The sequence below is a fragment of the Exiguobacterium sp. GL_137 genome, from assembly GCF_057834585.1.
The window spans coordinates 203,882-225,537 of the sequence record NZ_CM174406.1 but is presented as its reverse complement, the minus strand read 5'-3'; the positions used below and the strand labels follow the sequence as shown (position 1 = coordinate 225,537).

Sequence of the window (21,656 nt, the reverse complement as noted above, 5' to 3'; positions counted from 1 at the left end):
GATGTGTTCCATTTTACGGAGTTCACTGAAAAAGTAAAGTCTTTTTCGAAAATGGATTACGCTTGGCGTTCTTCAACCGCTTGCGCTGCCGTGATGATCGCCAATTTGTAGACGTCTTCTTCGTTACATCCGCGTGACAGATCGTTGACCGGTTTGTTGAGTCCTTGCAGGATCGGTCCGATTGCTTCAAAACCACCAAGACGTTGTGCGATTTTGTAGCCGATGTTTCCAGACTCAAGGCTTGGGAAGATGAAGACGTTCGCTTGACCGGCAACGTCTGATTCTGGTGCTTTTGATTTCGCGACACTCGGGACGAACGCTGCATCAAATTGTAATTCTCCGTCGATTGCGAGTTCCGGTGCACGTTCTTTTGCAAGACGTGTTGCTTCGACGACACGCTCTGTTTCCGGTGATTTTGCAGAACCTTTTGTCGAGAAGCTGAGCAACGCAACTTTCGGCTCGATGCCGAATGTTTTTGCCGTTTTCGCAGAAGCAATCGCGTTTTCCGCTAAATCGTTTGCGTCCGGTGCAATGTTGATTGCACAGTCGGCGAATACGTACTGCTCATCGTCACGGACCATGATGAAGACACCTGATGTCTTTTTATAGCCTTCCTGCATTTTGATGATTTGCAGCGCCGGACGAACCGTGTCACCTGTTGCGTGCATCGCACCCGAAACAAGACCTTCTGCTTTTCCTGTGTGAACGAGCATCGTTCCGAACGTGTTGACGTCTTTCAGGATAAGCGCACGTGCCTGCTCTTCCGTCGCTTTTCCTTTACGGCGCTCAACGAATGACGCGACGAGTTCTTCGATTCCTTCATATGAAGCAGGATCAATCGTTTCGAGATCTGCAACGTCGATGTTGTTCGCTGCTGCCGTCTCTTCGATTTGACCGCGTGGTCCGATGACGATCGGTGTGACTAAACCGTCTTTTTTCAAACGTACAGCTGCACCAAGAACACGGGCATCGATTCCTTCAGGGAAAACAATCGTTGGTTGATGGGCTTTGACTTTTGTCTCAAGCATTTCGAATAATTGCATGATATTAGCTCCTTTTGTGGCGAATAAGTGTCGGTTTCTGTTGTTATTCCATTCCATTGTTCATTATACACAGTTCTGTTTCGTTGTTAAAACAATTTGCAAAAAAGTGTGTTTTTCATTCTGACGCCTGACTTTTCGAATACTATTACAGTATCTTTTTTAATATAGTACAGAAAAAAAGAGAGACTGTTTCTCACACCCTTTTACTTCATACCCTGCTTTCTGTTTTTCTATGTCGGTGACGCCTGAAGATCGAACCCGTTTTCTTACGGGAAAAACAAAAAGATATGGTAAGATTGAACATGGATTAACACGTTACTACTACAGATTCAGGAGGTTTTCTCATGCAACATCAATCATCCGAACCAACCGTTACACAACAAGCCGCCGAAACACTCGACGGCTGGTATACATTTCATGATTTCCGCCGGATTGACTGGGCCCGTCTAAAGCAGGTCGACGCTTCTGTCCGGATGAAGATGGTACAGGAGTTTCAGGCATTCCTAGGCGAACTCGCACAAGTCGAAGAACAAAAAGAAGGCAGTCACGCCCTCTATACGATCATCGGTCAAAAAGCGGATCTCGTTCTGATGGTCCTTCGTCCGACAATGGAAGACATTCAAGACGTCGAAGTGAAGATGCAAAAACTTGATTTATATGACTACCTGATTCCGACGTATTCGTACGTCTCTGTTGTCGAACTCGGCACATACCGCGGATCCGGAGAAGGTAACCCGTACGAAAATCCATACGTCCGCGACCGTCTCTATCCAATCCTGCCAAAATCGAAGCATATCTGTTTCTATCCGATGAGCAAGTCACGCCGCGACGGGGACAACTGGTATACGCTTTCGATGGAGAAACGAAAAGAACTGATGTACCGCCACGGGATGATCGGTCGGAGCTACGCCGGGAAGATCCAGCAAATCATCGGCGGATCAACCGGATTCGACGACTGGGAATGGGGCGTCACGCTGTTCGCAAACGATATTCTGCAGTTCAAGAAAATCGTCTACGAAATGCGTTTTGACGAAGTCAGTGCCAAATACGGTGAGTTCGGTGAGTTCTTTATCGGTAACCGCCTCGAAACAGCGGATATTGAAGCACATTTCGCACTTTAATCTGCTAAATCACGTTTCATAGGAAAACCCTGCGGGAATATACTCTTTGCGGCCACAAAAACTGTCAGATTTGTACCTGAAGGAGGAATTACCATGGGGAATGCTATGAACCGATCAACACGATCGCGTGAATTGCAATTCGCTGTGCTTTCAAAAGAGCTAAAGCCAGTCGCAGAACGCGTACTGGACCGCTATGAGCAAGCATTATCGAAGCTAAACAAAACACAACCTGCCAAGCGCTAAAGCATTTGCTTTTGTCGCTCTATCGTACCGGTGAACAGACAATTACTGTCTGTTCACCGGTTTTTTGTAGACATTCACATATCAAAAAAAGACCTATTCGCTTCATACGTTTCTCTGTGTGAGTCACGTGAAGCGAGTAGATCCTTATTGTCTTTACAATCCTTTATACGCCCCGATGGCAACGAAAATCCATGCTGCGATGAACAGGACTCCGCCGATCGGCGTCACAGCACCGAGTTTCGTCACACCTGTCAGCGCCATCACATACAGGCTTCCTGAGAAGAAAACGATTCCGGCAAGCATCAACCAACCGGCTAATGAGAACTGGGAAATTGATACTTTCAATAACATCCCGCCAAGTGCGAGGATTCCAAGCGAGTGAACCATTTGATATAACACACCCGTCTGCCAGTTCGCGAGCATCCGCTCCGATAACATATCTTTTAAGGCATGGGCACCGAACGCACCAAGTGCTACGGCGAGCATCATCGATAATGCTCCAATCATGATGAAAATCTTCATTCTTTGTCTCCCCCTAAACGTCGTGCTGGTAAATTCCATTCATAATAATAGGATAGCATACGTAAAATCGTAATCAGTCCGAGTAATGTGAACAAATGGAGTGGATTCGTCAGTTCGAACCGATCGATGACGAGTGCTGCCATGACGGCCCACATCGCATAGATTTCTTTATGCAGGACAAGCGGTTTACGTCCGGCGAGTAAATCGCGGATGACACCACCACCGACACCTGTCAAAACTGCTGCGGAGATGGTTGCCGATAACGGCAGACCTTTCGCAGAAGCCATCAAAGCTCCTTGAATCGCAAAGGCGGATAAACCGAGGGCATCAGCAAGCACGCCCCATCGCGTCCAGTGCGGTAAAAATAATTGCGGCAAAATGAAAATCAACAAAGCGACTAAAATCGCGATTAAAAACAATCCACCTTGCGACCAGAGCGCAGAAACCGGGACACCAATCAACAGGTTACGGATGGCACCACCACCGAAGGCCGTGATTAAAGCGAGCAGCCAAACACCAAACAAATCATACTTTTCTTCCATCGCGACAATCGCGCCACTCATCGCAAACGCAACCGTTCCAATGATATTTAATAAGTCCCAGGACATACGCACATTTCACCTTTCCCATTAGAAATTCCAATACTTACTATACGCTCTTTTTTGATTCCGGCAAGCTTATTTTTTCTGTCACCGATTCAACCGTTTGTAAGTGACGTTTTTAGGTAAAGTAACCTATACTGAAACAAACTGTACAGGAAGCTAGGTGAAGGCATGAAACGTTGGGCGCTTTATCGGATTTTCATCATCGTAACGATGTTCGCTCGTTACATTTGGACGATTTATCGATTCACCCGGAAGAACCGACCCGGTACGAATAATGAAGAATTTGAGCGCATCATGATTACGATTGCGCGTGACTATAAGAAAAAAGCCCTTCGTCTCGAAGGACTCCTCATTAAACTGGGGCAGTTCCTGTCGATTCGGGCCGACCTGTTTCCCCCGTCCGTCTTGATGGAGCTGACGGAACTCGTCGACAAAGTTCCATCCAGTAAACTCGGCGAATCCCGGAAAATCATCGAAGAAGACTGGGGAACGACGATCGAAGACATCGTCGATAACATCTCCCCCCGGCCGATTGCCTCTGCTTCAATCGGTGAAGTCTACAGCGCAACTCTTAAATCAAACGGCCGGAAAGTAGCGATCAAAGTTCAACGGCCGAACATTGATCAAATCATCAAAACCGATTTCCGGGCGATGCGGCTCGTCATTGCGATGCTCCGCCGGACGTCACTCAATAAATCAACCGATTTACAAAGTCTGTACCGTCAGATGGTGTTCGTCATCGGAGATGAGCTGAACTACCGGACTGAGCTGAAAAACGGTTTGTACTTCAAGAAAATGTACGAAACGAATCCTGTCATCTATATTCCCGATTATTTTGAAGAACACTGTACCAACCGCGTTCTTGTCATGGAATGGATCGAAGGCACACGCATCACGGATCTTGATTACTTAGCGGAACATAACATCGACCGCGATGAACTGGCCCAAAACCTGTTCCTGAATGCCGGAGAACAGTTATTGTTCGGAGGTAAATTCCATGCCGATCCCCATCCGGGTAATGTCCTTGTCCAAAGTGACGGTCGGATCGTCTTACTCGATTTCGGGATGATCGGTGCGACGACAGCCGACGATATGCGGGCCATTCAACGTATTCTCCAGTCCTTCGTGACGCTCGATTACGATGCCATTGTCGACGGACTCGAAGACTTACGCTTTTTATTACCAAACGCCAACAAACAAAACATCCGTCAAGCGATCGAAAAAGCCGTTACCTTCTATCTTGAGAGTGACATGGAGAACGTTGATACGAAGTTGATTGAAAAAGTATTATCCGATATTGAATTACTGGTCCGAAACGAACCAATCCAACTTCCGGCAGAATTTGCCTTTTTCGGTCGTGCGGCCTCGACGATTCTCGGTATCTTACAAATCTTATCACCGAAAATCAATTTACTCGATCTTGCTAAGCCGATGGTCCGGAGATGGCTCGACGAAGAAGGGAAAAACCAAAACCGTTACTTGCAAATCGCCGCTTCCTACGGCGCACGATTACTTGCCTTCCCTCGTCTCGTCAACGATGCCTTAAGTGAACCGACAAGATGGCGTCTGTTTGAACAACAGAAGTTTTCCCGTGTCGCTAACATGGAGTCGTTGAAAATCCGTCAGTGGACCAGTTCTCTTGTCGGAATCGTCAGCCTGCCGGTCAGCTACACCGGCTATTTTCTCGCCCACTACGATTTGATGGGAATTTCACTGACCATTGCCATCATTGCTTTATGGAACGGTCGACGCATCGGACGACAAATCGTCCGGATTGCTGATGAACCGTTTAAATAATCACCAAAACGTCCTTGTAAGAGGACGTTTTTTTATTTTAAAATAATGTTTCTTCATTCTTCTATGTTTTTCAGATCTGTTCCCGGGGTACATCTTCAAGTAGATAGAAAGAAATTTAGAAGAGGTGAAACACTTGATTGATATCTTAATCGCGCTCGTACCTGCCTTGATGTGGGGGACACTTCCATTAGTCGTCTCTAAAATCGGCGGTTCGACGGAACAACAAATTATCGGAACAACACTTGGGGCGTTAGCGTTTGCCATCATTACGTTCTTTTTCGTCAGTCCTGAACTTTCGACGACTGCCTGGGTGGCTGGATTCTTCTCCGGTGCTTTTTGGGCACTTGGTCAAATGAATCAGTTTGCTGCCTTTAAACAGATGGGTGTCTCAAAAACGATGCCGATTTCAACCGGGATGCAACTCGTCGGGACGTCATTGTTCGGTGTCCTCGCTTTTGGCGAATGGTCAAACCGAACCGCCTTGATCCTCGGTATCAGTGCACTCGTTTTGATCGTTGCCGGTGCCGCTTTCACTTCTTATAAAGAAGATAAAAGCAAACAGGATGAACATATCGGAAAAGGTTTACTGTTACTCCTGATCTCAACTGTCGGTTACGTCGGCTATGTCGTCATCGCCCGTTGGTTCAACATCAACGGTTGGGAAGCGGTCTTGCCGCAGGCCATCGGTATGGTCATCAGTGCCATCCTTTTATCTTTAAGAAAAGGAAACTTGTTTACGAAAAAAACAGCCGGTAATACAATTGGTGGTCTCATGTGGGCAGTCGGTAACATCGCCCTGTTGTTTGCAACTGCCAAGGTCGGTGTCGCCACCAGCTTTTCACTGTCACAAACCGGTGTCGTCATCTCGACAATCGGTGGTGTCGTCCTGCTAAAAGAAGCAAAAACAAAAAAAGAAATGACCTTCGTCGTTATCGGCTGTATCTTAGTCGTCGTCGGTGGGATCATGATTGGATTTACGAAGCAATAATAAGGAGGAATTCATGTTATGTATAACAGTCTAAAAGGTAAAGTCGCTATCGTCACAGGTGGATCAATGGGAATCGGTGAAGCCATCATTCGCCGTTATGCGGAAGAAGGCATGCGTGTCGTCATCAACTACCGGAGTCATCCGGAAGAAGCCAAGAAAATTGCCGATGACATCATCCAAGCCGGCGGTGAAGCCATCACCGTTCAAGGGGATGTATCAAAAGAGGAGGACATGATCAACCTCGTCAAAGAAACGGTCGATCACTTCGGACAGCTCGATGTTTTCGTCAACAATGCCGGTGTTGAAATGCCGTCACCCTCGCATGAAATGTCACTTGAAGACTGGCAAAAAGTCATCGATGTCAATTTAACCGGTGCCTTCCTCGGTGCCCGCGAAGCACTCAAATACTTTGTTGAGCATAACGTCAAAGGAAACATCATCAATATGTCGAGCGTCCACGAAATCATTCCATGGCCGACGTTCGTCCATTATGCAGCAAGTAAAGGTGGCGTCAAACTGATGACTCAGACGCTTGCAATGGAATATGCACCAAAAGGTATCCGCATCAATGCAATCGGACCGGGTGCAATCAATACACCCATCAATGCCGAGAAATTCGAGGATCCGAAACAACGTGCTGACGTCGAAAGCATGATTCCGATGGGTAATATCGGGAAGCCGGAAGAAATTTCTGCAGTCGCAGCATGGCTTGCTTCGGACGAAGCGAGTTATGTAACGGGGATTACTCTGTTTGCTGACGGCGGTATGACACTTTATCCATCATTCCAAGCTGGACGCGGGTAATTCCCGCGTTTCCGCTCTTTAAAGGGAGGAACCCTCATGTCGAATTTTTTTACTCTGCTCAGGCGCGGAAATAAATCCGCTCTCGCTGCTGCAATCGTCAATACCATTATCGCCATTATAAAATTCGTTGCTTACATCTTGACGGGTAATATCGCCATGTTTGCAGAAATGATGCATACCATCGGTGACGCAGCCAATCAGTTTTTTGTTTATATCGGATCAGCATTAAGTAAAAAAGCACCGACCAAACGGTTCCCGAACGGATTCGGTCGACTCGTCAACCTTGTTTTACTTGCCGCCATTCTTGTTGTCGCCATTCTTGCCTACGAAACGATTCGTGAAGGTATCCTGCACATCCTGCATGCACCGGGTGAGAAAACAAGCGGTCTTTGGATCATCCTGACTGCGCTTGGAATCGGTGTCGTACTTGAAATCGGTGTCTTTTACAAAGCAATGATTGAGATTGCCCATGAGACCGGATTAAAATCCCGTGGCCTGACGCTGGTCGGTCAAAGTTTTGCTAACTTATCGCAGGCAAAACCGGCGACACGGCTTGTCTTCATGGAAGATTTGGTCGCAACGCTCGGTGGTGTCATCGCCATTATCGCTGTCTTGATTTCACATTATACGTCGTTTTATCAGGCAGAAGGAATCGCTTCGATATTGATCGGTTTAATGATGTTCTATGTCGTCTATAATGTCTTCATTCAAAATGCTGCCGGTGCGCTCGGTGAGATTGATGAAGTCTTAACCGCAAAAATCGGGGAAATCCTGATGCGTGATCCGGACGTACGTGATATCGAAAAACTTGAAGTCATCAAAGAAGGAGATCACTTCCACGTCGAAATTGAGATTGAAGTGGATCCTGAACTGACGATTGCTCAAGCAGACGATATTAAAGACCGCCTTGAATTGCAGATTCGGATTCTAAAAGGGATCACGGATGTTACAATTTCTTTTGATGAAGATGATAAGATTCAACACTATCAGCCACCGACACAGCCCTAACACAAAAAAAGCAGGAACGTCCTTTTGTGGATGTTCCTGCTTTTTTAGTCAATTCGCCGCCCGGACGAATCCGGCCTCTTTTGCTTCCTGTTCACTGCAAAACATCTCTTCCGGGTTCACCTCATCATATGAACGTCCCCCTTGGATGTGGTAGATTTTTTTCCCTTGGCGGTTAATGTTGCCTTTGATGTCGGCACAGTCCGCTGACTCTTCCGATGTCCCATTCATGACCGAGGTATCAAATCCCCGATCAGTGGCATACCCTTTTGTCTGCCAGATGCCTGCCTGTTGCCCTTTTGTTTCCTGTTCAATTTCTTGAAAAGTCTCGACATACCGGGTATCCGGCTCATAGATATACGCGACCCGGGCCAAGCCTTTTCGCAACAGTTCCTGATTGATCATCTTGCCGTCTGACCAGACATAAGCGAGCAATCGCCCATAGCGGTCTGTCTTTGACTGATCCCGTTCAAGCAGGATGTCGCTCCCTACCGGTAATGCCTCTTTCGTAAAACGGGAGGCTTCCGGACCATACGGCTGAACCGGCTTTTCCGGATTTACGGTTTCCGGTGTATCGACCAATAAAAAACGGACATCTTCCGTTTGACCGTTTTGTAGCCGGACTTTCACCGTATCCCCGTCGATGACACGCTCGACGGTGGCTTCCGTCACTTTTGTTTCATCCGGTTGCTTGATGCCAATCTGTTCATCTGTCTCTGAATCCAGCGCACATCCGGTCAAACTGATGATGCTGACGATGAGAAGCAGTTGGGTGAACCATCGTTTCATATTCTCGTCCCCCTCGTTCATTCGATTCAAAAAAGCGTCGACATCAGCGTCGACGCTTGCCCATTCCCATCTTGCCTGAAGTTCATTTCATCCTATGCCGTTCTGCCGAGGCTGACGGCTGATCAGTCTGCTTCGAGCACTTTTTCGACATCGTTGCGATTCGTGTACAGCGTATAGAAGGCTTCGGCAACGTTTTTCGGATCAAGTGCCGTTCCACGTTTGACTTCTCCGGCAATCGTCACGGTTCCGACGTAGACATTGTCGTCTTTTAGCGTGTCGTGCAACATATGCGTCAGTTGACGGACACCGGCCTTCCCAATCGATAAACCCGGTAAGGATTTAATCGCATTCAGTGCTGCTCCGCCGCCGGTAATCAAGATGGCTCCGTCTTTTCGTGCCACCATATCCGGTGCAACGACTTGCGCGGCATGCAACGCTCCAAGGACATCAATTTCAAATTCTTTTGTAATCTGTTCAGCCGATACCTCGAGTACGGACGCTTGATGCAGGATTGAGGCATTATAGACAAGGACATCAATTTGTCCGTATTGGTCTTTTGTCCATTCGACGAGTGATTCGAGATCTGTGCGGCGTGAGGCATCACATTCAACCCCAACGGCTTCGATGCCTTGTTCTTTCAGTTCCGTGATGACGGCTGCCAATGTTTCCTGTGTCCGTGCGGCACAAACGACTTGAAAGCCTTCTTTACCGAACCGCTTGCTGATTTCGGCTCCGTTTCCTGGGCCGGCGCCAATGACGATGACTGTTTTCATGATCTGTTCCCCCTTATTTTTTCCTTTTACCCTATTCCCACAATTGATTTGATTTACTCAAAAATCGAGTAAGGAAGGTCCTTTTTCTTCTTTTTCCTGGGCAACTCCCATAAAACGGGCCAGCATCGGATCGACTTCCGGGTTTTGCTGTTCGGTTGCCGGAGTCATGACCGGGCGGATCGTCTGTTCTGTCGCCGGTTGTTCGAGCAGCAACTCACAATAGGCTTTCATGGCCGCGACGTATTCGATTTGCAACGAACCGTTCGATTGCTCAATTTTTGACATCATCTGTCGCATTTTTTCAATGACTTGTTGTTCTGTAATCATCTTGCTCACCTCATATGATAGATTGAATGTATTAACCGAAAAGGAAGTGTCCTCCATGATTCGTACTGCTTTAATTGGTTTTGGACTTGCCGGCGAACACCTGCATGCCCCATATCTTACACCACCTGATTATCAACTTGTTGCAGTTCAGTCCAGTCGTCCGGAAGCAGTCGCCGCCCGTTATCCGGATGTGCCGGTGTATTCTTCGCTTGAAGCGTTGTTAGCTGCTGAAACGATTGAACTGGTCGTCATCGCGACACCGAATGCTGAACATTATCCCCTCGCCAAGACAGCGTTACTTGCCGGCTGTCATGTCCTTGTCGAGAAGCCGTTTACCGTCACCTTGACGGAAGCCGAACAGCTGACGGATCTTGCGCGTCAGCAAAATCGATTACTGACAGTTTACCATAACCGCCGTTATACAAAAGACTTCCAAACGTTGCTCGGACTGGTGCAAGCCGACGAACTGGGCGTCGTTCAGACCTTCGAAGCCCACTATGACCGCTATCGTCCGACCGTCCGGGCACGCTGGCGGGAACAGGACGTCCCGGGTGCCGGTCTGCTTTATGATTTAGGCTCTCATTTAATTGATCAAGCCCTGATATTATTTGGCGAACGACCGGATCGTGTCTTTTGTGATCAGACGATTCAGCGGCCGGATGGTCCGGTCGAAGACTATACGCACCTGATTCTGGCTTTCGGAACACGACGCGCTGTTTTGCATATCGGCTCACTTGTTCCGGCTCCCGGTCCTTCGCTTGCCGTCCACGGGACGAAAGCGAGTTATTTCGTCGACAGTGTGGATACGAAACGCTCGACGTACACATGGGGAAGACCTGAACAGCCTCTCGAGGAACGTCCTTTCGTCGCTTCTGGTTTTGCCGACTACTATCATGATTTAGCGCAGGCCTTACGTCATGAGGCCCCTCTTGCCGTCACGACGGAACAAGCTCTGCTCGTCATGAAAATTATTGATTGTGCTCAAAAAAGTGTAAAAGAGGGTACATGGATAGAAGTAGAATAAAATAATCCACTTCAGACGAACAGGGGGAAAATGCATGTTTTCAAGTACGGAACGAACCGCATGGTTAGAAGAGATGGGACAGGAATTGCTCGATGTATTGGTCATTGGTGGCGGCATTACAGGTGCAGGGATTTTACTCGATGCTCAAAGCCGGGGTATGCGGACCGGATTGATTGAGATGCAGGATTTCGCAGAAGGCACATCAAGCCGCTCGACGAAACTTGTTCACGGAGGCTTACGTTATTTAAAGCAATTTGAAATCAAGTTAGTCGCAGAAGTCGGGAAAGAACGGGCGATTGTTTATGAAAATGCACCGCACGTCACGACACCTGAGTGGATGATGTTACCGCTTGTCGAAGGTGGGACATTCGGCAATTTTTCGACGTCGATCGGTCTGCGGGTTTACGATCAACTGGCAGGCGTCCGACGCCATGAACGACGGACGATGTTATCTAAAGAAGAAACGCTTCGCTACGAACCGCTTTTACGATCGGAACACCTTGTCGGAGGCGGACGTTATGTCGAATACAAAACGGATGACGCCCGCTTGACGGTCGAAGTATTAAAAGCGGCGGTCGGATACGGTGGACGTGCCGTCAACTATACGAAGGCTGAGTCACTGGTCTACCACAACGGAAAAGTCGTCGGTGTTGAAGTACAGGACGTCTTAACCGGCAAGACTTATACGATTCGTGCGAAAAAAATCATCAATGCGACCGGTCCGTGGGTTGATGAATTACGCGAAAAGGACGGCTCGAAATCAGGGAAGTCGCTTCATCTGACGAAAGGCATTCATCTCGTCATCGACCAAGCTCACTTCCCGTTGCAACAAGCCGTCTACTTTGATGTGGCGGACGGACGGATGATTTTCGCGATTCCGCGCGAAGGAAAAACTTATGTTGGCACGACGGACACGAATTATCAGGGTGACATTCTCGAACCTGGTGTGACAGAAGAAGACCGGGACTATATCTTGGATGCGACAAATCAGATGTTCAACGTTGATTTGCACCCTGACCACGTCGAATCGACATGGTCCGGCTTACGTCCGTTGATTCACGAAGACGGCAAAGATCCGAGTGAACTGTCGCGTAAAGATGAAATCTTCGTCTCGAAATCCGGCTTGATGTCGATTGCCGGCGGAAAATTGACGGGGTACCGGAAGATGGCAGAACGAATCATCGATATGGTCGCCGATCAGTTCAAGGAGGAGGAGAACCGGATTTATCTCGCGTCCCGGACACACGATATTTTACTCGGCGGCGGTCATCCTGACGGCAGTAAAGGATTTGCCCGTTACTTGAAAGAACAGCAACCTAAAGGTGAAGCCCTCGGATTGTCTCCGAAGGAAGCGACATGGCTGATTCAACGTTACGGAACGGATGTCGAACGTGTCTTTGAATTAATTCGCTCGCGCGGCAGTGAAGCGGAGCGTTATCAGCTTCCCCTTCACTGGTTCGGAGGACTGTTATACGGAATGGAAGCAGAACTCGTCATGCAACCGGGTGATTTCTTGAATCGACGCGCCTCTGCCGTCTTCTTCGATTTCCCAAATGCAGAAAAATATGCCGACGGTGTTCTCGCTTTAATGCGAAGCGAACTTGGATGGTCGGCAGAAGAAGAAGCTAAAGCCAATGCCAGCATCCAACGTGAGTTCGATGCGGTTCGGATCAAGACCTCTCTGCCTTCTTAATTCACTATACTTCTGACTTACAACAAAAAAATGCGACCCCTTCACGGGATCGCATTTTTTTATTTTTCGTCTGCAGCTGCGATTTCAGTAGCCGGCATGTTTCCTGGTTCCAGATTCGAGTTCTTCCGGGCAAAGGCGAAGTACAGGACAAGTCCAATCGCCAGCCAGATGAAGAAAGCAATCCATGTTTCGAGTTTCAAGTTGAACATTAAGAAGAGACAAGAAGCGATCGCTGCGATCGGCACATAAGGCATTCCCGGGCATTTGAATGCACGAGGAAGATCCGGTTGTGTTTTACGAAGGATCAAGACCGCAACAGAGATTAAGACGAATGCTGCGAGTGTCCCCATGTTAACGAGGTTTGCGATGACATCGAGTGGAACGAGTCCTGCGACTGTCGCACTACCAAGACCAATCATCCATGTTGCTTTGAACGGTGTTTTGTATTTTGGATGTACTTCCGAGAATACTTTCGGGAACATTCCGTCACGTGAGATGGCGAACGCTAAACGTACCATTCCGTATGTCATGACGAGGATAACGGTTGTGATCCCGAGGATGGCACCTAAATCGATGAAACCGGCGACCCAGTTTTGTCCTGCCATTTGAATGGCGAGTGAAACCGGGTGATCGACGCCCGCAAATTTTTGGTACGGGACGATTCCTGTCATGATAGCCGCTACGATGACGTAAAGGACTGTACAGACCGCAAGAGAACCGATGATACCACGTGGTAAGTTCTTTTGTGGCTCACGTACTTCTTCTGCTGCCGATGTGACGGCATCAAAACCGATGTAAGCAAAGAAGACGATGGCTGCTCCAGAGAAGACGCCGCCCCATCCGAAAGGTGTAAATGGTGCCCAGTTCGTTGGTTCAACATAGCCGACACCGACGACGATGAACAAGACAACAACTGCCAGTTTAATGACAACCATGATGTTGTTGACACGTTTTGTTTCTTTAATCCCCATCGATAACAGGGCTGTAATGGCAAGTAAAATCAGGAAAGCCGGTAAGTTGAAGAACGTTTTTGCGCCTTCTACCGCCCCGGGAGCTGCTGAGAGTGCTGTCGGGATATGAATGCCAAATCCACCGAGTAAGGACTGGAAGTAACCTGACCACCCTGCCGCAACGGCACTGGAGGCGAGTCCATATTCCAAAATCAAGTTCCACCCGATGATCCAGGCAAAGATTTCTCCCATCGTTGCATACGTGTACGTGTAGACGGAACCACTGACCGGAATCGTCGAAGCGAATTCCGCATAAGCGAGTGCCGCTAACCCACAGGCAATGGCAGATAAAATGAATGAGACGATAAGACCAGGTCCTGCTGTCAATGCTCCTGTTCCGGTTAGGACGAAAATTCCCGTACCAATGATGGCGCCAATTCCTAAAAACGTTAAATCCATTGCGCCAAGATTTCGAGCAAGTCCATTGTTACGCTGACTCGCAGCAATCATAGCGGAAACATCTTTTTTCCGCGTCAAACTCATGATGATACTCCCCCTGTTGTGTGTTTAGTTCGAATTACAAAAAATGTTTTGCAATTACTTAATCCAAAATTTACGAAGTTTTCAGATAAATTGATATAGGTCATTAGACCCATTTGTAAATTGTGTTTCGCTTACATGTTTTTAAATGCATGAAAAAATCCCTTCTCAGCCCAGTATGAACTGGTATTCAGAAGGAATCTTTGTCTAAAAAAAAGCTCTTCGAAAATAGTGTTTAACGAGTAGCTAACCAACTTAAAAACACTTGGAAATCAAGCGTTGTCCGTGCTGCATAGGCACTCGACCACCGTTGAATTTGACGGGTGAATTCTGTATCCGATACCCCAATCGATTCGATGATGACGACGTCCGCATGATGGTTTAAGACATCAATCTCAATTCCTGCATCCATGTCGGCCCGTGCATGGATTTTGGCGGTAATTTGACCTTGAATCGAAAGGACGTTTTCGAGGTCATCCTGGCTTTTAATGTGTTTTGCTTTCAACTTTTTTTTGTATGGAGAGCGTTCCCTTACATAATATTCTTTCTCTTGCATCGTCACATAACCGAGATACGGATCCTCATGTGCCTGCATGGCCTTTTGTGACGTGATAATCCGGCGACCTTGGTGAACCGTCTCAACCTCCTGCAAATACACCGGGACAAACAAGGACGGCACAGAAGACTGGGCTTGCTTCATCTCAAGAATCAAGTCTTCATGCTCTCCCCCTTTTCCTTCGACCAAAATATAATACCGCTCAAGACCGATCGAAGCCGTTCCGCTGTCGAGTTTATAGACGATATCCTTAATGTCATAGAATCCGTCCTCTTGCCGATCTTCAGGATCAATCGTTGCGATATATTCCGGCCAAACGGCTTCAATTGCTGCATAAGTCGAGGCATCCAGCCGCTTCATATCCGGTAAATCAGTGAACTGACGTTGTCCATCGACGACAGTCGTCCGTTCTCCCAGTAATTCCGCCTTCTTTTTCTCTGCTTTTTTAATCAGTTTACGGATCGGACCTTTCGTGTTGTCGATCGTAAAGCAGACCTTGCTTGGATTTTTCCCTTTGGCATATTGGCGTAAGTCATCTAAGTAATGTTGAATGTAGGCTGCAATGGCCGGCTCTGCATCATACCCCGCTTCTTCCGCAAACAATTGGACGGAGACCGCCATCCGAATCAAATCGTACAGATAAGAACCGAGATACCCTTCGTCAAAGTCATTGACGTCATAAATGATTTCACCCTTGGCATTACCATGAACCCCGAAGTTTTCAAAATGGAGATCACCTTGAATCCAGGTCGGTGTCTCAGGGGGCGTATCAAATCCGAGCGGAATCCGTGTCACATCATAATAAAACAAATGTGAACTGCCGCGGAAAAAGAGAAACGGGCTGGTACTCATCTTTTGATACTTCGTTTGCCGTGCTGCTTCATCCAGTCCACGGACTTCATGATCGTAAAAATCCAGTACTTTCGCGATGGTCAGCTGTCGAATTTCTTCATAGACTTGTGTAAACATACAAAACCCTCCTTTTTCTAGAAAAAAGACAGCAAAACGAATCCGCTTTGCTGCCTGCCTGTTGACTTCATTCGAAGTGTTTTTTATATTCCCCATATCCTGCCGAATCAAGCTCTTCTACCGGAATAAACCGGAGTGCTGCCGAATTGATGCAGTAGCGGAGACCACCAAGCTCGGTCGGACCGTCATCAAAGATGTGACCAAGATGACTGTCTGCATTCGCGGAACGGACTTCTGTCCGTGTCATGCCGTGTGTCGTATCGAGTTCCACTTCCATCTTGTCCTCGGAAATCGGTTTGGCGAAGCTCGGCCATCCGCAGTTCGAGTTAAACTTATCTTTTGACGTAAAGAGCGGTGTCCCGTCGACGATATCAACATAAAGTCCCGGTCGTTCCTCATCCCAATATTCATTACGGAAAGCCGGTTCCGTCCCGTTTTCCTGCGTAACTTTATACTGAATCGGCGTCAGACGTTGTTTCAGTTCCTGTTCTTTGCCCTGATCCTTCCAGGCTTCCTTCACGAACTTGGCACGTCCCGATCCGACACTGTACATCTGATAACGGAACGGATTTTTTTTGTAATAATCCTGATGGTATTCTTCTGCCGGCCAAAACGGGTTTGCCGGACGGATGTCGACTGCTACAGGACGTGAAAAACGTCTAGAGGCGTCCAGCGCCGCTTTCGAACGTTCTGCGGCTTGCTTTTGTTCTTCATCGACATAAAAAATTGCCGGTTCGTACGATTGACCACGGTCATTGAACTGTCCGCCGCCGTCCGTCGGATCGATTTGCCGCCAAAAAATTTCAAGTAACTCATCGTATGAAATGACAGACGGATCATACGTCACTTCCACCGCTTCTAAATGTCCTGTCGTTTCAGAACAGACCTCTTTATAAGTCGGGTTTTCTGTATGACCACCTGTATAACCGGAAATGACTTGTTCGACGCCATCATATTTATGAAATGGCTTGACCATGCACCAAAAACAGCCACCTGCGAATATTGCTTTTGCCATCTAGCTTCCCCTCCTCTGTATAGGTCTATTTTAACGCGTTCCGCGCCACTACCCTACTATCTTGCTCAGTCACTCTTCAGGATTCGCTTTTAGACGGCGCATGACAAAATAAATCGCCGCAAATACTAAAATCAATCCACCGAGTGAATACCATATGTTATTCATACGGTACAGCATCTGATAGATGGCTAACGTCACAAGCAAAATCGCAATCGGGATGAATGCCCGTTTAAAGTGATACCAATAGTTCACTGAGGTCGCCTCCATTTTTCTTTTATCTTATACGATTTTTTACTGTTTGATATGCTTTTCTAGATTATTTCTTTTTCAACATCCATCAAAAAAAAGCCGACTCCGTTTGAAACGGAATCGACTTTTACCTTACGAACGCGGATGTTTCGGGAATTCCATTTCTGAATAAGGAACGACCGATGTCCGGTTTTTAAATTTATGACCTAACCAGAAAGCAAGGAATAACGGAATACCGACATATGTCGCGGCGATTCCAACCCAATCAATTTGATCCGCGAGGAATGCGGCATAGTTTTGACCGACGATGACAAGGAAACAAAGTCCGAAGGCAAAGAGCGGTCCAAACGGGAAAGCAGGTGCAACGTACGGCAAGTCACTGAGTGAATGACCTTGCGCAAGGAATCCTTTACGGAAACGGTAATGGCTGATCGCGATACCGAGCCATGCGATGAAACCGGTCATCCCGGAAGCATTCAACAACCAGAGGTAGACCTGTCCGCCAAACATCGATGTCAGGAAGCAAAGTGCGCCGATTGCCCCAGTTGCGAGCAAGGCATTACGGGGAACACCGTTTTTCGAGACTTGTGCGAACATTTTCGGCGCGTCACCTTGGCGTGCCAATGTGTACAGCATCCGTGTCGATGCGTACATCCCGGAGTTCCCGGCTGATAAAACAGACGTCAGGATGACGGCGTTCATCAATGCTGCCGAGAACGCGAGACCGGCTTTTTCAAAAACAAGTGTGAACGGACTGACTGCTACATCGGTAATATCGTTTGAAACCAGGTTCGGACTTGTATACGGAATCAACATGCCGATGACAAAAATCGCAAATACATAAAAGAGAAGAATCCGCCAAAAGACTTGTTTAACAGCTTTCGGGACGTTTTTTTCCGGATCTTCGGATTCGCCTGCCGCGATTCCGACAAGTTCGGTTCCCTGGAAGCTGAAACCGGCGACCAAGATGATACCGATAACGGCTGGAATGCCTCCGACGAACGGTGCATCACCTAATGCAAAGTTTTTAAAGCCGACCGGCGCTTCTGATGTGAAGACACCAAAAATCATCGCGACTCCGACAATCAAGAAGATGATGACTGTGACGACCTTGATCATCGCGAACCAGTATTCGGCTTCACCGAATCCTTTAACGGAGAAGTAATTTAAACCAATCATCAGTAACAAGAAGATGGCACTGAAATAAAAACCTGGAACATCCGGGAACCAGTATGTCATGACGATTTGGGCCGCAACGAGTTCAACGGCAATCGTGACTGCCCAGTTGTACCAGTAGTTCCAACCGAGTGCAAAACCAAACGATGGATCAACGAACTTCGCACCGTAGGTCGAGAAGGAACCGGCGACCGGCATGTAAGCGGCCATCTCACCAAGGCTCGTCATTAAAAAGTACACCATCAATCCGACGACCGCATACGATAACAGGGCACCGCCCGGACCGGCAGCTGCAACGGACGCACCGGAGGCAATGAATAAACCGGTTCCGATGGCTCCGCCAATCGCAATCATCGACATGTGACGGGCTTGCAGACCGCGTTTTAATCCTTCTTCAGTTGAATCGAGTTTTCTTTGGGGTTGTAAAGTATTCATCTTATTCGCTTCTCTCTTTTTTAAATTTTTGAGAGGACACTTTTTGAATCGAAAAAAAACAAAAAGCGCCCTCACCTTCCAGAAGGAAGATGAGAACGCAACATAGTAAAAAGGATGCGCCCCATTCTACCGTCGTGAAAGATAGCTCCCCACAAGTCAGATCTGACCTGTGACAGTATTAGACCTGTTCGATCTAATCCCAATCGATCATCTTCAAAGCGATGATTGATTTCGGCAATTCTTCCTTTTCAGTCACCTCATCTGCCGCTTGACGACATCCGTGACTGTACTTATAAGAACTGCAACCTCCATCCCACTGGTTGAGTGAGAACTAATTAAGTTAGTTATAATTTCGTTATTACTTCGTCATGTTACACAAAACGTCTTCAAATTGTCAATTCTTTTTTTGAAATTTCCGCTATCCGTGGTAAGATTCCGTAATTTTTAGTACACTAAATTATAGAAGTTAACCGAGAGAAAGGATGTTGCTTGAATGCCACAAGAACGTGATCAACTGACCTATCGATTAGAGGAACAAATGCGGGTCATTCTCCGGACATTACGCCGCGAACTCAACCGACTGTTTGAAGGAACCGCGACGCGGAGTGAATTTTTCATTTTGCGCAGCCTGTCCGAAAATGGTCCCCAACGTCCGACTCTACTCGCAGAACAGTTTGAGCTTGCGACAAGTCAGGTAACGGCTTTGACTGATCGTCTGTATAAAGCCGGATTCGTTACGCGGACGCGTTCGACGGACGACAGAAGATCGATTGTTTTAGCATTGACGGCCGAAGGTGAAGCCGCTTTCCACGAACTTGAAATCGTCCGCCGGAAATATCTCCAAGACCGTTTTGGTACACTCACCGAAGAAGAGCTTCATGCGATGGTCCAGGTCTTCGATAAGATCCTTTTAACGATGGATGAAGAGGCTGTTTCTTCCTAAAAATTGTTTTAAAAAAATATTTATTTTTTTCGCTGACAAAGTTCACTTGACTGTGTACTTTGTCTTTTTTGTCGACTTGCCATGTTTCCCTAAACATTTTTCCATTTCTTGCCGTTATTAAAATGGGTATACTAGAACTATCTTATTGGAAATGCGTTTACGAGGAGCTGGGAGGATTTGTTGTCCATCATGAATAATTTCATCATCAATTTTTGTCTACTGTTTACAACGATCACTCTTTTGTTTCTACCTTTTCGAAATCACCCGCGGATTACACCGAACACGAATCTGAACATCCGACTCGTGTTAGGCTTCATCGCCGGATTGATTTCTGTACTCTTGATGTTCAACAGCATCCAAATCGATGTCGCCCGGATTGATTTACGAATTGTCCCCATCGTCATTGCCATGATGTTCGGCGGCTTACCTAGTGCACTCGTCACCGGCACCATGATTATCGCAACACGTTTTGCCCTGACGCCTGTCGCACAAATCGATGCTGCCATCCTGTCAACAATCGTCATCGCACTGTTCATCCTGACGATTGCCATCGTCCGGCGCTACATCCGGATGACCTTCTGGAACTTCGAACTGATGATCGGGATCGGTATTCTCTATTCGTTGCCGGCTATCTATCTATTGACGAGCAGTTGGACGACCTTCATCGAAATATCACTGGCTTACATATTTTTTAACCTGATTGCCGGTTTTGTGACCTATCACCTGTTGACAGAGTTGCGACGCCACTTTGAAAACATCCAGTATCAACAAAAGCTCGCCATGACGGATGCCTTGACGGGCCTCGCTAACCGGCGCCGGCTGGATGATTCCTTGTCCCTTGTCGGTTCAGCAGAAGACGGGTATTCGCTTGTCTTGATTGATATTGATTTCTTTAAGCACGTCAACGATACGTACGGTCATGATGCCGGAGACGATGTTTTACGGCAACTCGGTACGACATTAGCATCACTGGCACGGCCGGATGATTTAGTCGGGCGTTACGGGGGCGAAGAATTTTTAATCATTCTCCCGAATACATCACTCGTCGATGCGAAAAACATTGCTGAGCTTGCCCGGACGACGGTCGCACGAAATCTGTTCCCGACGACGGCGGTCCCTGACTTACAGATTACGATTTCGCTGGGTATTGCACATTCCAGCAGGCGGATAAGGCATTGTATCATTCGAAAGACAGCGGACGGAATCGGAGTACGAATTACACCAAAAAACTGGAACTCGAACAAGCCTGATCACTGCCCTTTCCCGTCACTCGGTGAAAGGGCAGTCTTTTTTAGGTATTCTTTTCTACTGTTCCAGCCGATTGTTCCGGAAAACCGATACTTTTGACTGTTCCGAAAACAATCATCCGGCTGAGCTGGTCCGCCATATAGGCCGCTGAATAAGGACGACCGTTTCGTAACCAGGAAATCAATAGTCCGAGCTGTCCACCGATCACGTAGTTCAATAATAAATCACGATCAACCAATTGGGTTTCATTGACGGCATGTGCTTCAAACACACGTTGATAGTTTTCTTTTAACGTATCCAAAAAGCGCGAAATGAACGTTTTTACCGGACCATTCAACAACATCGTCCGGTAAAATTGTTCATGTTGCTCAATATGGATGAAAAGCCGTTCGAAATAGCGGCTGACCCGTTCGAGCGATGGATAGTCCGGTGATGTGATTCCTTGAATCCGGATCGCTTCCACAAGAAGCCGCATATGATCGTCTACAATCTGATTCATCAAATCATATTTATCTGTAAAGTGTGCATAGAACGTCGATCGATTGACAGCCGCCCCATCCGTCAACATCTTGACTGTGATCGTTGAAAAAGGATGATGGTCAAGCAAACGAAACAATTCTTTTGTAATACGGTCACGTGACCGCTTTGGTCGTGGATCTTGCCCTGGATTCATCTACTGGAACCACCTTTTTTTTGATATTGTATCCGTTCTCATCGACTTTTCCAACACTTTGTCGGAAATTGTCGGTTGTATGTTGATTCCTTCTCCATATAATTAACTATATTAACTACTCCTCCCCCAGAGGAGTAGTTTTTATGTTACGACTGGGGAACTCAGAGT

General features: G+C 47.2%; 22 protein-coding genes and 1 riboswitch. Of the genes, 10 read left to right on the top strand and 12 right to left on the bottom strand.

The window, feature by feature from the left end:
• Positions 1 to 56 precede the first annotated feature (56 nt).
• Positions 57 to 1,043 (bottom strand): phosphate acetyltransferase, encoded by a 987-nt coding sequence (gene pta / locus AC3IRK_RS01310; RefSeq protein ID WP_114597171.1) that lies wholly within the window; start codon positions 1,041 to 1,043, stop codon positions 57 to 59.
• Positions 1,044 to 1,387: 344 nt separating this feature from the next.
• Between pta and hemQ the strand changes: the two genes are divergently transcribed.
• Entirely contained in the window at positions 1,388 to 2,164 is a 777-nt protein-coding gene (gene hemQ / locus AC3IRK_RS01305) for a hydrogen peroxide-dependent heme synthase (RefSeq protein WP_131503248.1), read from the top strand.
• Positions 2,165 to 2,257: 93 nt separating this feature from the next.
• Complete coding sequence (locus AC3IRK_RS01300; protein ID WP_012369127.1) at positions 2,258 to 2,407, top strand: hypothetical protein; 150 nt, start codon at positions 2,258 to 2,260, stop codon at positions 2,405 to 2,407.
• Positions 2,408 to 2,560: 153 nt separating this feature from the next.
• Here the strand turns inward: AC3IRK_RS01300 and AC3IRK_RS01295 are convergent, their stop codons facing one another.
• Together AC3IRK_RS01295 and AC3IRK_RS01290 are read right to left on the bottom strand one after the other, a co-directional pair.
• Entirely contained in the window at positions 2,561 to 2,929 is a 369-nt protein-coding gene (locus AC3IRK_RS01295; RefSeq protein ID WP_012369126.1) for a DUF423 domain-containing protein, read from the bottom strand.
• Complete coding sequence (locus AC3IRK_RS01290; RefSeq protein WP_012369125.1) at positions 2,926 to 3,537, bottom strand: trimeric intracellular cation channel family protein; 612 nt, start codon at positions 3,535 to 3,537, stop codon at positions 2,926 to 2,928. Before AC3IRK_RS01290 ends, AC3IRK_RS01295 begins: the two co-directional genes overlap by 4 nt.
• Before the next feature lie 165 nt (positions 3,538 to 3,702).
• Between AC3IRK_RS01290 and AC3IRK_RS01285 the strand changes: the two genes are divergently transcribed.
• The 4 genes from AC3IRK_RS01285 to AC3IRK_RS01270 all read left to right on the top strand — a co-directional run bounded on the left by AC3IRK_RS01285 (position 3,703) and on the right by AC3IRK_RS01270 (position 8,131).
• The gene (locus AC3IRK_RS01285) at positions 3,703 to 5,331 is read left to right on the top strand and encodes an ABC1 kinase family protein (RefSeq protein ID WP_131503247.1); all 1,629 of its coding nucleotides are present in this window, start codon (positions 3,703 to 3,705) and stop codon (positions 5,329 to 5,331) included.
• A gap of 136 nt (positions 5,332 to 5,467) precedes the next feature.
• A complete protein-coding gene (locus tag AC3IRK_RS01280; protein WP_188005401.1) occupies positions 5,468 to 6,319 on the top strand; it encodes a GRP family sugar transporter in 852 nt (283 codons plus the stop codon).
• Positions 6,320 to 6,337: 18 nt separating this feature from the next.
• Positions 6,338 to 7,123, top strand: coding sequence for a glucose 1-dehydrogenase (locus AC3IRK_RS01275; protein WP_131503245.1), 786 nt, complete (start codon positions 6,338 to 6,340; stop codon positions 7,121 to 7,123).
• 36 nt (positions 7,124 to 7,159) lie between these two features.
• Positions 7,160 to 8,131 carry a cation diffusion facilitator family transporter gene (locus tag AC3IRK_RS01270; protein WP_131503244.1) on the top strand — a complete coding sequence of 324 codons (972 nt, stop codon included), beginning with the start codon at positions 7,160 to 7,162 and terminating at the stop codon, positions 8,129 to 8,131.
• Between the two features lie 48 nt (positions 8,132 to 8,179).
• Here AC3IRK_RS01270 and AC3IRK_RS01265 read toward each other — a convergent pair whose 3' ends face one another.
• The 3 genes from AC3IRK_RS01265 to AC3IRK_RS01255 form a co-directional block, all read right to left on the bottom strand.
• Positions 8,180 to 8,917, bottom strand: a complete 738-nt coding sequence (locus tag AC3IRK_RS01265; RefSeq protein ID WP_426354505.1) for a thermonuclease family protein — start codon at positions 8,915 to 8,917, stop codon at positions 8,180 to 8,182.
• Between the two features lie 122 nt (positions 8,918 to 9,039).
• On the bottom strand, positions 9,040 to 9,690 hold the full coding sequence (locus AC3IRK_RS01260) for an SDR family NAD(P)-dependent oxidoreductase (RefSeq protein ID WP_489170280.1): 651 nt from the start codon (positions 9,688 to 9,690) through the stop codon (positions 9,040 to 9,042).
• 57 nt (positions 9,691 to 9,747) lie between these two features.
• Positions 9,748 to 10,017 (bottom strand): DUF5327 family protein, encoded by a 270-nt coding sequence (locus tag AC3IRK_RS01255; protein WP_188005010.1) that lies wholly within the window; start codon positions 10,015 to 10,017, stop codon positions 9,748 to 9,750.
• 55 nt (positions 10,018 to 10,072) lie between these two features.
• Between AC3IRK_RS01255 and AC3IRK_RS01250 the strand changes: the two genes are divergently transcribed.
• Positions 10,073 to 11,041 (top strand): Gfo/Idh/MocA family oxidoreductase, encoded by a 969-nt coding sequence (locus AC3IRK_RS01250; protein ID WP_131503240.1) that lies wholly within the window; start codon positions 10,073 to 10,075, stop codon positions 11,039 to 11,041.
• Positions 11,042 to 11,075: 34 nt separating this feature from the next.
• Positions 11,076 to 12,734 carry a glycerol-3-phosphate dehydrogenase/oxidase gene (locus AC3IRK_RS01245; protein WP_131503239.1) on the top strand — a complete coding sequence of 553 codons (1,659 nt, stop codon included), beginning with the start codon at positions 11,076 to 11,078 and terminating at the stop codon, positions 12,732 to 12,734.
• 59 nt (positions 12,735 to 12,793) lie between these two features.
• Here AC3IRK_RS01245 and bcaP read toward each other — a convergent pair whose 3' ends face one another.
• From bcaP to AC3IRK_RS01220, 5 genes are all read right to left on the bottom strand, one after another.
• The gene (gene bcaP / locus AC3IRK_RS01240; protein ID WP_131503238.1) at positions 12,794 to 14,227 is read right to left on the bottom strand and encodes a branched-chain amino acid transporter BcaP; all 1,434 of its coding nucleotides are present in this window, start codon (positions 14,225 to 14,227) and stop codon (positions 12,794 to 12,796) included.
• Between the two features lie 232 nt (positions 14,228 to 14,459).
• Positions 14,460 to 15,749, bottom strand: a complete 1,290-nt coding sequence (locus tag AC3IRK_RS01235) for a DUF2252 domain-containing protein (protein WP_131503237.1) — start codon at positions 15,747 to 15,749, stop codon at positions 14,460 to 14,462.
• Between the two features lie 67 nt (positions 15,750 to 15,816).
• Complete coding sequence (gene msrA, locus AC3IRK_RS01230; protein ID WP_489170279.1) at positions 15,817 to 16,764, bottom strand: peptide-methionine (S)-S-oxide reductase MsrA; 948 nt, start codon at positions 16,762 to 16,764, stop codon at positions 15,817 to 15,819.
• A 69-nt stretch (positions 16,765 to 16,833) separates the two neighbouring features.
• Positions 16,834 to 17,016, bottom strand: coding sequence for a hypothetical protein (locus AC3IRK_RS01225; RefSeq protein WP_131503235.1), 183 nt, complete (start codon positions 17,014 to 17,016; stop codon positions 16,834 to 16,836).
• Positions 17,017 to 17,145: 129 nt separating this feature from the next.
• A complete protein-coding gene (locus AC3IRK_RS01220) occupies positions 17,146 to 18,624 on the bottom strand; it encodes an amino acid permease (protein WP_131503234.1) in 1,479 nt (492 codons plus the stop codon).
• Positions 18,625 to 18,758: 134 nt separating this feature from the next.
• Positions 18,759 to 18,943, bottom strand: a riboswitch (Lysine riboswitch).
• Between the two features lie 174 nt (positions 18,944 to 19,117).
• On the opposite strand from AC3IRK_RS01220, the gene AC3IRK_RS01215 reads away from it, so the two are divergent.
• Positions 19,118 to 19,567 (top strand): MarR family winged helix-turn-helix transcriptional regulator, encoded by a 450-nt coding sequence (locus AC3IRK_RS01215; protein WP_131973423.1) that lies wholly within the window; start codon positions 19,118 to 19,120, stop codon positions 19,565 to 19,567.
• A 189-nt stretch (positions 19,568 to 19,756) separates the two neighbouring features.
• Positions 19,757 to 20,914, top strand: a complete 1,158-nt coding sequence (locus AC3IRK_RS01210) for a GGDEF domain-containing protein (RefSeq protein ID WP_489170278.1) — start codon at positions 19,757 to 19,759, stop codon at positions 20,912 to 20,914.
• Here AC3IRK_RS01210 and AC3IRK_RS01205 read toward each other — a convergent pair.
• Entirely contained in the window at positions 20,859 to 21,488 is a 630-nt protein-coding gene (locus tag AC3IRK_RS01205) for a TetR/AcrR family transcriptional regulator (protein WP_131503231.1), read from the bottom strand. The genes AC3IRK_RS01210 and AC3IRK_RS01205 overlap by 56 nt on opposite strands.
• Positions 21,489 to 21,656: the final 168 nt, after the last annotated feature.

What these genes read in the sequence shown, in the direction of transcription:
- pta (WP_114597171.1), bottom strand. Translation starts at nt 1,043, where the DNA reads ATGCAATTATTCGAAATGCTTGAGACAAAAGTCAAAGCCCATCAACCA.
- AC3IRK_RS01255 (WP_188005010.1), bottom strand. Translation starts at nt 10,017, where the DNA reads ATGATTACAGAACAACAAGTCATTGAAAAAATGCGACAGATGATGTCA.
- AC3IRK_RS01290 (WP_012369125.1), bottom strand. Translation starts at nt 3,537, where the DNA reads ATGTCCTGGGACTTATTAAATATCATTGGAACGGTTGCGTTTGCGATG.
- AC3IRK_RS01275 (WP_131503245.1), top strand. Translation starts at nt 6,338, where the DNA reads ATGTATAACAGTCTAAAAGGTAAAGTCGCTATCGTCACAGGTGGATCA.
- AC3IRK_RS01235 (WP_131503237.1), bottom strand. Translation starts at nt 15,749, where the DNA reads ATGTTTACACAAGTCTATGAAGAAATTCGACAGCTGACCATCGCGAAA.
- AC3IRK_RS01245 (WP_131503239.1), top strand. Translation starts at nt 11,076, where the DNA reads ATGTTTTCAAGTACGGAACGAACCGCATGGTTAGAAGAGATGGGACAG.
- AC3IRK_RS01300 (WP_012369127.1), top strand. Translation starts at nt 2,258, where the DNA reads ATGGGGAATGCTATGAACCGATCAACACGATCGCGTGAATTGCAATTC.
- AC3IRK_RS01265 (WP_426354505.1), bottom strand. Translation starts at nt 8,917, where the DNA reads ATGAAACGATGGTTCACCCAACTGCTTCTCATCGTCAGCATCATCAGT.
- AC3IRK_RS01250 (WP_131503240.1), top strand. Translation starts at nt 10,073, where the DNA reads ATGATTCGTACTGCTTTAATTGGTTTTGGACTTGCCGGCGAACACCTG.
- hemQ (WP_131503248.1), top strand. Translation starts at nt 1,388, where the DNA reads ATGCAACATCAATCATCCGAACCAACCGTTACACAACAAGCCGCCGAA.
- AC3IRK_RS01210 (WP_489170278.1), top strand. Translation starts at nt 19,757, where the DNA reads ATGAATAATTTCATCATCAATTTTTGTCTACTGTTTACAACGATCACT.
- bcaP (WP_131503238.1), bottom strand. Translation starts at nt 14,227, where the DNA reads ATGAGTTTGACGCGGAAAAAAGATGTTTCCGCTATGATTGCTGCGAGT.
- AC3IRK_RS01295 (WP_012369126.1), bottom strand. Translation starts at nt 2,929, where the DNA reads ATGAAGATTTTCATCATGATTGGAGCATTATCGATGATGCTCGCCGTA.
- AC3IRK_RS01205 (WP_131503231.1), bottom strand. Translation starts at nt 21,488, where the DNA reads ATGAATCCAGGGCAAGATCCACGACCAAAGCGGTCACGTGACCGTATT.
- msrA (WP_489170279.1), bottom strand. Translation starts at nt 16,764, where the DNA reads ATGGCAAAAGCAATATTCGCAGGTGGCTGTTTTTGGTGCATGGTCAAG.
- AC3IRK_RS01220 (WP_131503234.1), bottom strand. Translation starts at nt 18,624, where the DNA reads ATGAATACTTTACAACCCCAAAGAAAACTCGATTCAACTGAAGAAGGA.
- AC3IRK_RS01260 (WP_489170280.1), bottom strand. Translation starts at nt 9,690, where the DNA reads ATGAAAACAGTCATCGTCATTGGCGCCGGCCCAGGAAACGGAGCCGAA.
- AC3IRK_RS01215 (WP_131973423.1), top strand. Translation starts at nt 19,118, where the DNA reads ATGCCACAAGAACGTGATCAACTGACCTATCGATTAGAGGAACAAATG.
- AC3IRK_RS01270 (WP_131503244.1), top strand. Translation starts at nt 7,160, where the DNA reads ATGTCGAATTTTTTTACTCTGCTCAGGCGCGGAAATAAATCCGCTCTC.
- AC3IRK_RS01285 (WP_131503247.1), top strand. Translation starts at nt 3,703, where the DNA reads ATGAAACGTTGGGCGCTTTATCGGATTTTCATCATCGTAACGATGTTC.